Annotated in this window: 12 protein-coding genes; 11 read left to right on the top strand and 1 reads right to left on the bottom strand. The window is 45.1% G+C overall.

Going from position 1 to position 12,542, the window contains the following annotated elements; all coding sequences use genetic code 11:
• Positions 1–240: 240 nt before the first annotated feature.
• Positions 241–2,394, bottom strand: coding sequence for a glycoside hydrolase family 3 C-terminal domain-containing protein (locus CLHUN_RS01905; protein ID WP_080062877.1), 2,154 nt, complete (start codon positions 2,392–2,394; stop codon positions 241–243).
• Positions 2,395–3,412: 1,018 nt separating this feature from the next.
• On the opposite strand from CLHUN_RS01905, the gene nifH reads away from it, so the two are divergent.
• The 11 genes from nifH (at position 3,413) to CLHUN_RS01960 (ending at position 12,540) form a co-directional block, all read left to right on the top strand.
• A complete protein-coding gene (nifH, locus tag CLHUN_RS01910; protein WP_080062878.1) occupies positions 3,413–4,240 on the top strand; it encodes a nitrogenase iron protein in 828 nt (275 codons plus the stop codon).
• 88 nt (positions 4,241–4,328) lie between these two features.
• Complete coding sequence (anfD, locus tag CLHUN_RS01915; protein WP_080062879.1) at positions 4,329–5,894, top strand: nitrogenase iron-iron protein, alpha chain; 1,566 nt, start codon at positions 4,329–4,331, stop codon at positions 5,892–5,894.
• Positions 5,895–5,909: 15 nt separating this feature from the next.
• On the top strand, positions 5,910–6,260 hold the full coding sequence (anfG, locus tag CLHUN_RS01920) for a Fe-only nitrogenase subunit delta (RefSeq protein WP_080062880.1): 351 nt from the start codon (positions 5,910–5,912) through the stop codon (positions 6,258–6,260).
• A 71-nt stretch (positions 6,261–6,331) separates the two neighbouring features.
• Complete coding sequence (gene anfK, locus CLHUN_RS01925) at positions 6,332–7,720, top strand: Fe-only nitrogenase subunit beta (protein WP_080062881.1); 1,389 nt, start codon at positions 6,332–6,334, stop codon at positions 7,718–7,720.
• A 21-nt stretch (positions 7,721–7,741) separates the two neighbouring features.
• Positions 7,742–8,179 carry a HEPN domain-containing protein gene (locus CLHUN_RS01930; protein ID WP_242656409.1) on the top strand — a complete coding sequence of 146 codons (438 nt, stop codon included), beginning with the start codon at positions 7,742–7,744 and terminating at the stop codon, positions 8,177–8,179.
• Positions 8,180–8,269: 90 nt separating this feature from the next.
• Positions 8,270–8,596: a P-II family nitrogen regulator gene (locus CLHUN_RS01935; RefSeq protein ID WP_080062882.1), complete on the top strand. Its 327-nt coding sequence runs from the start codon at positions 8,270–8,272 to the stop codon at positions 8,594–8,596.
• Between the two features lie 16 nt (positions 8,597–8,612).
• Positions 8,613–8,996, top strand: a complete 384-nt coding sequence (locus CLHUN_RS01940) for a P-II family nitrogen regulator (protein WP_080062883.1) — start codon at positions 8,613–8,615, stop codon at positions 8,994–8,996.
• A gap of 17 nt (positions 8,997–9,013) precedes the next feature.
• On the top strand, positions 9,014–9,778 hold the full coding sequence (locus CLHUN_RS01945) for a type 1 glutamine amidotransferase (protein ID WP_080062884.1): 765 nt from the start codon (positions 9,014–9,016) through the stop codon (positions 9,776–9,778).
• Positions 9,727–10,269, top strand: coding sequence for a pyridoxamine 5'-phosphate oxidase family protein (locus tag CLHUN_RS01950; RefSeq protein WP_080062885.1), 543 nt, complete (start codon positions 9,727–9,729; stop codon positions 10,267–10,269). Before CLHUN_RS01945 ends, CLHUN_RS01950 begins: the two co-directional genes overlap by 52 nt.
• Before the next feature lie 162 nt (positions 10,270–10,431).
• Positions 10,432–11,532 (top strand): GntR family transcriptional regulator, encoded by a 1,101-nt coding sequence (locus tag CLHUN_RS01955; RefSeq protein WP_080062886.1) that lies wholly within the window; start codon positions 10,432–10,434, stop codon positions 11,530–11,532.
• A 99-nt stretch (positions 11,533–11,631) separates the two neighbouring features.
• Positions 11,632–12,540 carry a GGDEF domain-containing protein gene (locus tag CLHUN_RS01960; protein WP_165755627.1) on the top strand — a complete coding sequence of 303 codons (909 nt, stop codon included), beginning with the start codon at positions 11,632–11,634 and terminating at the stop codon, positions 12,538–12,540.
• Positions 12,541–12,542: the final 2 nt, after the last annotated feature.

Here is a 12,542-nt window from a genome sequence, read left to right on the forward strand (position 1 = left end):
CGCATGTGTAAGCTGCCCTGGTTTCAGATATTTTTTATACTCTTAAAAATTTATACTTTCCTAGGCAATAAAAAGAGCTGCGGATGCACTGAACAGGTGCAGTCCGCAGCTCTTTAAAAATATGCTACAGTTGATTTTGAGTACATTTGATCAGTATAGAAATTAATACGATTACAGGCGTATATGATAAAACAGATAGTAGTGCCGGTAAATCAACTGCAGCATAATAATGGCGTATTATTATACCAGTTGGAAGCTTTCCATCAGAACCTGACAGCCTGTCAGCTTCAAGCTTCTTGCATCAGGCTGGCTTCCACCCACATAAACCTCAAAGCTTCCCGGTTCCAGAACAGCTTCTCCCTCATCTGTAATCAGGTACATATCTTCGGCTGTCAATGTGAGGCTGACCTCTTTTTGCTCTCCCGGCAGAAGGCTGACCTTGCATATGCCCTTAAGCTGCCATCTGGGTGCCGTGGTACCTGTTTCAACATCCTTCAGATAAAGCTGTACGGTCTCCTTGGACTGGCAGTTGCCTGTATTTTTGACTTTTACCGAACAGGTAACGCTGGCTCCGGCTTTTATTTTAGCTGAAGATAATTTTAAGTCACTGTACTGGAAGCCGGTATAGCCCAGTCCATAGCCGAAGGGGTAAAGTGCCTCATTTTCCATGTATTTATATGTTCTGTTCTTCATGGAGTAATCCCTGAAATCAGGAAGTTCCTCGGTGGTCCTGTAGAAGGTGACGGGCAGCTTGCCGCTGGGGCTGAAAGCTCCAAACAGCATTTGTGCTATGGCCCTTCCACCCTGGGCACCCGGATACCATGCCTGCACTATAGCCGGCACATTTTCGTCGGCCCAGGTAACAGCCAGTGCACTGCCTGACAATAATACCAGAATCACCGGCTTTCCTGTTGCAGCCACAGCCTCCAGAAGCTGCTGCTGAAGTCCCGGCAGATTGAGGTCAAACTTGTCACCGGCTCCGTATTCATTGCCTGCGTCACCCTCTTCACCTTCAATAGTGGCATCAAGGCCCAGACAAATTACGGCTACATCGGACTTTTCAGTCGCTGCCACAGCTTCCGCGATTCTGTCATTTGCCATCGCCAGCCCTTCAACTTTGTCCTTATACAGGTGGCAGCCCTGGGAATAATTGATTCTGACACCATCGGGCAGAAGTTCTCTGATGCCGTCCAGAACTGTAATGTATTGGGAAGGAGTGCCGTAGTAGTTGCCCATAAGAGCTTCACGGCTGTCGGCGTTAGGACCGATAACAGCTATGGATTTCAGACCTTCCTTCTTAAGGGGCAGCAGTTGGCCGGCGTTCTTCAAAAGCACCAGAGACTCTTGTGAGGCCTTGAGCGCAAGCTCCCTGTGTTCCTTACAATCCACCACGTCATAGGGGGTAGCTGCAAAAGGAACATTTTCATCCTTATCAAACATACCCAGCTTCATGCGGGTCAGCATCAGGCGGGATACCGATTCGTCAATCTTTTCCTCGGGTATCAGGCCCTCATTGTATGCAATCATCAGGTTCAGATACATGTTTCCGCAATTGACATCGCAGCCGTTGTTGACTGCCAGTGCAACAGATTCAGGTGCGGTTCTTGTAACCATATGATGCTCGTGGAAATCCTTTATGGCCCAGCAGTCCGAAGTTACGTGACCTTTAAAGCCCCAGTCCTCTCTGAGAATGTCCTTGAGCAGTGTCTTGCTTCCGCAGCAGGGCTCGCCGTTGGTTCTGTTGTATGCGCCCATGACAGCTTCAACCTTTGCATCCTGCACCAGCTTCTTAAATGCCGGGAGGTAGGTTTCATACATATCCTTTTCGGAGGCTGTGGCATTAAAGCTGTGGCGCTCTCCTTCAGGGCCGCTGTGTACGGCAAAATGCTTGGCGCAGGCGGCTGTTTTCAGATATTTGCTGTCGTTGCCCTGAAGGCCCTCCACAAATCTTATTCCCAGCCTGGTTGTAAGGTAGGTGTCTTCACCGTAGGTTTCGTGTCCGCGTCCCCAGCGAGGGTCTCTGAAAATATTAATATTTGGGGACCAGAAGGTAAGACCCTTGTATATGTCGTGATCATATTTCCTTTGAAACTCATGATATTTTGCTCTGCCCTCTGTGGAAATAACGTCGGCTATTTCAAAGAGGAGCTCCTCGTCAAAAGTGGCAGCCATACCGATGGCCTGGGGGAAAACGGTTGCTATTCCGGCTCTGGCAACGCCGTGCAGCGCTTCATTCCACCAGTTGTAGGAGGGTATTCCCAGGCGTGGGATGGCAGGAGAATTATACAGCATCTGAGTAGTTTTTTCCTCAAGTGTCATTCTGGAAACCAGATCCTTCACACGCTCTTCAAAACTTAAGCTCTCATTCAGGTAAGCAGGTTTTTCGTTTGTCATACTTAACCTCCGTCATTACTTTTATAGTTATTTCATTGCTCCAGTCGTCCAAGCCGGCGGCTGTGGCCCGTCAATGACCGGAAGGGCTTTATGGAGCCGTAATAAGAATTTGCTGTTTGCAATAATAATATACCCCAGCTTAAGCCTGCGGGCATTTCATTTATTGCCATGTTGTAATCATATTCTGCTGTAAGTGCAAATAAGGAGTTTGACGGTAACGGCGGGCGGTCAAAGATGAATATTGTATGAAAACTTGCACAAATGAAGGAAAATAAGTCAAAACTTCTAAAAACAGAATAAATAATTAGATAAATATATAAAAAAATCACAAAAATGAAGGTTTAGATATAAAAAATTGCATAACGTATTGACATGGGATTTTATGGTGTTATAATGAAACCATACAAAACCAAACAAAACCTTACGTTTTTTAAAATTTGAAACCCAATGAGCTTTAAGCTCCCTTATATTTTATAAATTTTATATTCTTCAGCCTGGGAGTTAAAATCCCGGGCTGGAGACAAATTTTCAGGACGGTGAATACCACGAATATTCCGCGGACTGATATAGCACACGACTATGGATACCGCGAACATCCGTAGACAGGAAACAAATCATACCGGCATTAGCTGTGGATGCCACGAACATCCATAAGCCGTATTGACCGTATTGAATTTAACATATAAAGCACCGGTGGCGCCAGGTCTTTTTAGTTTACCCATTTTTATTTTTATCGGGACACAATAGACGCACCAGCAGGGGAGGTGAACAGGATGGCGGAATTCACGTATATAACATCAAAAAAGCTGCACAAACAAAAGCTTCATGGATACCACGAATATCCATGAAGCGAAGGAAATCTCGTATCCCGGTGGCACCAGGCTTATTAGATTTACCCATTAAAATTATAGCAACATGACAGTTGAATTTCAAGGAGATTAAGAAAAAAATGTAATGCAATTTGTAAAACCCAGTTGAAAAATGTTAGTTTTCGTTATATTTGAAAGGAGAGGATATTATGCCGAGAAAAATAGCTATATACGGAAAAGGTGGAATAGGAAAATCCACCACACAACAGAATACCGCCGCCGCAATGGCGCACTTTTATAATCAGAAGGTATTCATACATGGCTGCGACCCCAAGGCCGATTCAACACGTCTCATTCTTGGAGGTATGAATCAGAGGACTTTGATGGATATGCTCAGGGATGAGGGTGAAGAAAAAATCACAACTGAAAAGGTAGTAAAAGAGGGTTTTAAAAATATCAGATGTGTTGAATCAGGAGGACCGGAGCCAGGAGTAGGCTGTGCAGGCCGGGGAGTTATTACCGCCATAGATCTTATGGAAAAGAACAATGCCTATACCAATGATCTGGATTTTGTATTCTTTGACGTTCTGGGAGACGTTGTTTGCGGTGGTTTTGCAATGCCTATCAGAGACGGAAAGGCCCAAGAGGTTTATATAGTAGCCTCCGGTGAAATGATGGCAATATATGCCGCAAACAATATATGCAAGGGCCTGCTGAAATATGCCAAGCAAAGCGGTGTCCGCCTTGGCGGAGTTATCTGCAACAGCCGTAAGGTTGACAGGGAGGCTGAATTCCTGGAAGAATTTACTGCTGCCATAGGCACCAAAATGATACACTTTGTCCCCAGAGACAATATTGTTCAAAAGGCAGAGTTCAACAAAAAGACGGTGGTAGAGTACGATGATACCTGCAATCAGGCAAAAGAGTACGGTGAACTGGCAAGGAAGATAATTGAAAACAAGGATTTCGTAATACCACAGCCCCTGAAGATGGATGAGTTGGAGGCAATGGTGGTAAAATACGGTATCGCCGATTAAGCCAGCCCGCCTTTTAGCAGGCATGGAGAGCAAAAGCTTTCAAGTTTAATGGAGATAGATTGATTACAAAGAAAAGGAGGTATATGTCATGCCTTATCATGAGTTTAATTGCAGCAAATGTATTCCGGAAAGAAAAAAACATGCAGTTATAAAGGGGCCGGGTGAGACTCTGGCCGACGCACTTCCCCTGGGATATTTGAATACCATCCCCGGAACCATCTCCGAGAGGGGATGTGCATACTGCGGTGCCAAGCACGTTATCGGAACGCCCATGAAAGATGTAATTCATATGAGCCACGGCCCTGTGGGCTGTACCTACGATACCTGGCAGACAAAAAGGTATATCAGCGATAATGACAATTTTCAGATCAAATATACCTTTGCAACAGATATGAAGGAAAAACACATAGTTTTCGGGGCTGAGAAGGTCTTGAAAAAAAATATAATCGAAGCCTTCAATGCCTTCCCTGACATAAAGAGAATGACTATTTACCAGACTTGTGCATCAGCCCTTATCGGTGATGATATGAATGCCATAGCTGATGAGGTCATGGAAGAAATGCCCGAGGTGGATATTTTTGTCTGCAACTCTCCGGGCTTTGGAGGGCCCAGCCAGTCCGGAGGCCATCATAAAATCAACATTGCCTGGATCAATCAGAAGGTTGGAACGGTGGAACCTAAAATCACCAGTGACTACGTTATAAACTATGTTGGAGAATATAACATTCAGGGAGACCAGATGGTAATGCTGGACTATTTTAAGCGAATGGGAATACAGGTGCTTTCAACCTTCACCGGAAACGGTTCCTATGACGATTTGAGAGCCATGCATAAGGCTGATCTCAACGTACTGGAATGTGCACGATCAGCAGAATATATATGTAATGAGCTGAGAGTCAGATATGGTACGCCAAGACTGGATATAGACGGCTTCGGCTTTGAGCCGCTGTCGGCTTCCCTGAGAAAGGTAGGGCTGTTTTTTGGAATAGAAGACAGAGCAAAACAAGTCATTGCCGAAGAAACAGCAAAGTGGAAGCCCCAACTGGATTGGTACAAGGAAAGGCTCAGAGGCAAAAAGGTGTGTCTCTGGCCGGGCGGCTCAAAGCTCTGGCACTGGGCAAACGCCATACATGAGGAAATGGGTGTTGAGGTGGTATCCGTTTACACCAAGTTCGGACATCAGGGAGATATGGAAAAGGGAATTTCAAGATGTGAGGAAGGCGCTCTCGCCATAGATGATCCAAACGAGCTTGAAGGACTTGAGGCAATGGAAATGCTTCAGCCCGACATCATATTCACCGGCAAAAGGCCTGGTGAGGTTGCAAAGAAAGTCAGGGTGCCTTATCTGAATGCCCACGCATACCATAACGGACCCTGGAAGGGCTTTGAAGGCTGGGTAAGGTTTGCCCGTGACGTATATAACGGTATATTTTCACCTATTCACCAGCTTTCCATGCTGGATATAAGCAAGGATGAAATACCCACTGACAGAGGATTCATGACTCAGAGGCTCCTCTCGGATGCCGAGCTCAGTGAGGAAGTAAGGAACTCAACCACATTGAAGGAATATACGGGTAAATATGACATATTGAAAGAGCTGTCCCAGAAAACCTACCCGGAATTTCCGGCTAAAATCCAATTGTCGGCTGTTTAACGGAGGTGGATACTCATGGAAGATGTAAAGAAGGATAGATTGGGGCAACTCTTGGATTATATTATGAAGAAATGCCTGTGGCAGTTTCATTCCAGAGCATGGGACAGAGAGCGGCAAAATGAAGGGATATTGACAAAAACCATGCAGCTTTTATGTGATGAACCCGTGGAAAAGGATACACCTGCCGATAAATGCCTTTGGGTGGACGCCGTAATTCTGGCAGAGGCCTTCAAAAGCAGATATCAATGGCTGGGGGACATGAATAAGGAAGAGATTAAGTCAATAATGCAGGAGCTCAAGGAAAAGATGGATTATCTGACCATACACGGATCGCTGAATGAAGAGCTTAAGGATCCGCTCTATTAGGAAAACAGGAGTGAAGGGATTTTTGTGATTATCTTTTGCCGCTGTGCGAAAGCGGCGGAATGGAGGTTAATATGTCTTGTGTATTTAAAGAAAAGGAAAGAGTAGGAGTAATAAATCCGATATTCACATGCCAGCCCTGTGGAGCACAGTATGCCAGCATAGGCATTAAGGATTGCATAGGAATAGTTCACGGCGGACAGGGCTGCGTAATGTTTGTAAGACTTCTGTTCTCCCAGCATTACAAGGAAAGCTTTGAAATAGCCTCCTCATCGCTGCATGAGGATGGCGCGGTATTTGGTGCTTTAAACAGGGTGGAGGAGGCGGTTGACGTACTGCTTATGAGGTATCCCCACGTTAAGGTGGTTCCCATTATAACCACCTGCTCTACCGAGGTCATAGGAGATGATATAGATGGAGTCGTCAAGAAGCTGAACAGCGGACTCCTCAAGGATAAGTACCCCGGAAGGGAGGTATATCTTATCCCCATACACGCCCCCAGTTTCAAAGGCAGTATGATAAGCGGCTATGACGTTGCGGTCAGGGATTTTGTCAGTTATTTTGCAAAAAAGGGTGAACCCAACGGAAAAATCAATCTCATAACAGGCTGGGCAAATCCGGGGGATGTAACCGCGCTTAAACACCTTCTGAAGGAAATGGACATTGATGCAACAGTGCTTTTTGAAATAGAAACCTTTGACTCCCCGCTTATGCCGGATGGGAATCATGTCTCTCACGGAAGCACTACCATACAAGACCTGGCAGGGACAGCAAATGCCGTGGGAACCATTGCCCTCAACAGATACGAAGGCGGTCAGGCGGCGGAATACCTGGAAAGTGAATTTGAGGTGCCTGCTGTTATTGGGCCCACACCCATAGGAATAAGAAACACCGATGTATTTCTTAAGAACCTGAGCACAATGACAGGAAAACCAATACCACAATCGCTGGTGAAGGAAAGGGGTATTGCAATTGATGCCATAACCGATGTTGCACACATGTTCCTGGCAGATAAGAAGGTGGCAATATACGGAAGTGCAGATCTTGTAGTAGGTCTTGCCCAATTCTGCCTGGATATGGAGATGAAGCCCATGCTTTTGCTCCTGGGGGATGATAACACCACCTATAAAAATGATCCTCGCATAAAGGAATTGCAGGAAAATGTTGATTATGATATGGAGATTGTTACAAATGCAGACTTGTGGGAGCTGGAAAACAGAATCAAAAACGAAGGTCTGGAGCTTGATTTGATTTTGGGACATTCAAAGGGAAGATTTACTTCAATAGACCAAAATGTGCCCATGCTGAGAGTGGGATTTCCTGTCTATGACAGAGCCGGACAGTACAGAAACCCCATAGTGGGCTATGCAGGCGCAATGTGGCTGGCAGAAGCAATGGCAAACACTCTGTTTGTTGATATGGAGTACAAACGGAACAAGGAATGGGTGCTTAACGTATGGTAGACAATAAAAGAAGGTGAACCTATGTTTGAATGTATGGATGAGGATATTGATTTTCCGTCTTTCGAAGAGAAGTACGGCGGGGCAAAAACCTATTACCGCAGGGCAGTGCAGTTTATGGAGGAAGGACAGTGCCACAGCGTTGTCTTCAATGTGGCAGCCGTGGCACTGGAATACTACCTGGTGGCCTTGTGCGAATTGTACGGGATTCCGCCAAGAAACCATAACTATACCTGTCTGATGGATGCTGTTGAAAATGTTGTAGCTGTCCCTGAGCAGTTGAACAGGCAGATCAGGGACATGGATATACTATTCCGGATATGCTCCCTGGAGGACTTCGAGATTTCTGCACCCGAAATTGAGGACAGAGACAGGGTACTCAGGCTTTGCAGGGAAGTGGCCCTGCTTTTTGACAAGGATAGGATTTCCAGGCTGGAAAACTCTAGTGAGTTCAGGAATTAAGAGGCCCTATTATTGTTCATGGCATGAAATGACTAGGGTTTAAAAAACTTATAAAAAAGTACAAAAACAAATTGGATTGGGGGAATTGATATGTTGATGCTAAGGGCTATAATCAGGCCTGAAAGAGCTTCGGAGGTGCTGGAGAAACTCAGTGAAGCAGGCTATCCCGCTGTTACCAGAATAGATGTTGTAGGAAGAGGCAAGCAAAAAGGTGTCAAGGTTGGGGATGTCTACTACGATGAAATTCCCAAGGAAATGCTTCTATTCATAATAAATGATGAGGACGAGGAAACTATGGTGGACATTATTATGAAAACTGCCAAAACAGGAGAGCAAGGGGCTTTCGGAGACGGCAAAATATTTGTAAGTCCGGTGGAAAAGGCATATACGATAAGTTCGAGCAGTGAGACACTTTAGGTGGGAGGTTGTGATTATGAAGGAAGTTATGGCTATTGTACGTTTGAATATGGTGAATCAGACAAAGAGGGCATTGCTTGCGGCGGGTTTTCCTTCCATCACCTGCAGGAAAGTGCTGGGCAGAGGAAAGAAAAAGGTGAATTTCACCGTTGCCCAGGCTACACCTTTGGAAATTGCCCGCAAGACTCCGGGAATTGCAGAAACCCTGTCGGAAGTGCACAGGCTGGTGCCCAAAAGGTTCATTACCCTGATAGTAAAGGATGACGAGGTTCAAAAAGCTGTTGATGCCATAATGTGGGCCAATAAGACCGGCAACCCCGGAGACGGGAAAATATTCATACTCCCCATAAATGGGGTATACAGGGTCAGAACCGGTGAAACCGGTGAAGATGCCGTATAGTCTTGGGAGGTATTCCTATGAGAATTCACTATTTGCAGCATGTGGCATTTGAAGGTCCTGCATTCATTTCCCAATGGTGCAGGGAAAAGGGGCACAGCCTTACGGGTACACAACTGTATAACCATGAAGCAGTACCCCCCTTGAACCAGTTTGATCTCCTGCTTATTATGGGAGGCCCCATGAACATCTACGAGGAAGAAAAATACCCTTGGCTGAAATATGAGAAAAGTTTTATAAAAGAGGCCATACAGAACCATAAGGCGGTTCTGGGAATCTGCCTTGGAGCCCAGTTGATTACAGATGTTCTGGGGGGGAAGGTAACCAGGAATCCTCAGAGGGAAATCGGCTGGTTTGAGGTTGACTTTAACAGTGAGGCCAAAAGCTTTGAGGTTTTTGAAGGTTTTCCGGAGAGACTTACGGTTTTTCACTGGCATGGCGACACCTTCAGCAAGCTGGGGGAAGGGGCAGTTTCAATCGCCAGCAGCGAGGGCTGTGCTAACCAGGCATTTATTTACGGTGACAGGGTTATAGGGTTTCAGTTTCATATGGAATGCACCGAGGCAGGCATTGTTTCGCTTATGGAGGGCTGTGCCGATGAAATGTCCGGTGGAAGCTATGTACAGTCAAAGGAGCAAATTTATCAAAGAATGGGTTGTGTAAAAGCCGACAACCTCCTGATGGCAGATTTTCTTGAACGGCTGGGGCTGCTTTGCAGTGGAAAGGAACGGGCATGGAAGAAATCAGATATAAGCAGAGAATTTGCAGCGATCAAACAAAAATAGAAAAATTTTTAACGGACAGCAGAGTGGGGACTCTTGGAATGTGTGACCTGGAGGGGAAGCCCTATTCCATACCAGTGAATTATGTTTACTGGAAAGGCAGTATTTACATACATGGAATGGGAAGCGGGAAGAAAAATCATATTCTCATAAAAAATCCCCAGGTATGCTTTAATATATTTGAAGAATTGGGAACTGTTGCAGATAACGTTCCCAGCAAGTGTGACACCGCATATTTCAGTGTGATGATTTTTGGAAAAGCTGAGCTTGTAGAGGATATGGAGGAGAAAACCCAGGCACTTTCACAGTTGATGAACAAATTTCTTCCCGGTTTTTTTAAAGATAAGCTTTCAAGGCAGTTTGTGGAGAAATACCACTCTGCCCTGGATAATATGGAGGTGGCCGTACATAAAATACTGCCTCTGGAACTTACCGCAAAGGAAAATCCCGCAGATATGGAGCACATGTTCAAGGCAGGCAGCAGGCAGGGATAAAATGTATGGCATATAAGAAACAACAGTCAGTCGAAGATGAATGGCTGTTGTTTTTTTATGCTCAAAATAACCGGCAAAATGAATATTTGTTGATAATCCATGGTTTATTGCTATATAATTTTTTATAAGTTGTATGTACAAGTAAAAAAAGAGGTATATTTTATGGTTCAAAAGGATGCGGGTCAAAATAAATATTCAAAATTGAAGGATTTTATCAAAGAAGAGATTATTATGGGCAGAATAAAGCCGGGAGAGCGGATTTCCTCGGAAAACACACTGGCTGAAAGACTTTCCCTCAGCAGGCATACCGTCAGGAAAGCCATTTCAATGCTGGTGAATGAAGGATACCTTTATACGGAGCACGGAAGAGGCACCTTTTGCAAGGATAGAAGCAAAAGCAGGACTAATTCCAGAAATATCGGGGTAATGACCACTTATATCTCAGAGTACATTTTTCCGGGAGTTATCCAGGGGATAGATTTCGTACTTTCGGAGCGGGGCTACAGTATTATGCTGAAAAATACCGACAACAATGTTGACAAGGAAGCACAGTATTTGCAGGAAATACTTAACAAGGACCTGGAAGGGCTTATAATCGAGCCCACAAAAAGCTCGGTTTTCACGGACAACATAGCTTTTTACCGGGCGTTGGATGAGCACAACATTCCCTATCTGTTCATACACGGGGTATACCCCCTGCTCAGTGACAAGCCCCATATAGTCCTTGACGACAAGTACGGGATGTATCTTGCGGTAAAACACCTTATAGACCTTGGACACAAAGAGATTACAGGAATTTTCAAAGCAGACGATGTGCAGGGTATTGAGAGGCATAAGGGCTATGTAAGAGCCCTTGAGGAGAGTAAAATGCCATATGATCCCGACAGTGTAATCTGGTTTCATACGGAGGACAGGAAAATCAAGCCCCAGGCTGAAGTTGAGGCTATGCTAAAGGAAGGCAAAAAAATAGATGCCATAGCCTGCTACAATGACCAGGCGGCTTTTGGAGTCTATGAAAAACTTTCCGAAATGGGAATATCGGTTCCGGAGGATATATCCATAACAGGGTTTGACGATTCCTATTATGCCACAAGCTGCCCGGTAAAGCTGACCTCTGTCAGTCATCCCAAGGAGCTGCTTGGAGAGCTGGCTGCACGGACGCTTTTGGAAATGCTGGAAAAGCCCTATTATGCAAAAAGTGGTATCAGGCAAATAATTAAACCTGAATTGATAATCCGGGATTCATCCATCAAAAGAAAATAAGCCTGCACGCCTTCTATTATTCTTTAATATGGTTAAAATATCTGTATTGACAGAAGCTAACCGTGGATATGCTTAATAAGCTATATGGAGGTGCAGCAATTGAAGGAGGATGAGTTTTCGCAGATACTTTCCTGCATGGGAATACTCAGGAATATGTATGAATATGCAAGATTTATAGATCCGTTAAGGTCCAGGATAATAAAAATGGAAGCACTGGACGGCCAGGCCGGAAGGCTGCCCGGTTTTGAGAAATCAAACTGCTTTGCTTTCTGGGGGAATAAGACAACCTGTGAGAATTGCATATCCATGCGGGCATATGTTGAAAATCAATCCTTTGTAAAAATAGAATGTGCAGCCGAAAAGGTATACATGACTACAGCCGTACCCCTTGAAACAAAATCCGGCCGCATAGTGGTGGAATTTCTCAAGGATGCAACCGGCAGTATGACCTTCAGTGATGGAACAGGCGGCGACAACGGGGAGATATATTCGATAATAGACAGGATGAATGACCTTGCTGTCAGGGATGCTCTCACAGGCGTGTACAACAGAAGATATATCAACGAAAAGCTCCCCCTGGAGCTGATGGGGGCTGTGGTCTCTCAGCAGCTTTTGTCGGTAATAATGATAGATGCCGACCACTATAAAAGAGTCAACGATACCTACGGGCATCTTGCAGGAGATACGGTTCTGATAACACTGGCAGAAACACTGCAGGAGTGTATAAGGAGGGAGACAGACTGGGTTGCCAGATATGGAGGGGAGGAGTTTTTCATTTGTCTTCCAGGTGCGACTCTTAAAATGACTCTGGAAATCGCCGAAAATATGAGAAGCAGGATTGAGCACAAAGCCATACCCAGCGGGAACAGCGAGATAAAAATAACTGCAAGCTTTGGAGTCAGTTGCAGAAGATATGCCAGGGACAGCAAGATTGAAGATGTAATTGCAGCAGCGGATGAAAAGCTGTATCTGGCTAAGAAAAACGGGAGAAACAGAGTGGAGTGGTAGGC

It is taken from the genome of Ruminiclostridium hungatei (genome assembly GCF_002051585.1).
Classification (GTDB): domain Bacteria; phylum Bacillota; class Clostridia; order Acetivibrionales; family DSM-1351; genus Ruminiclostridium; species Ruminiclostridium hungatei.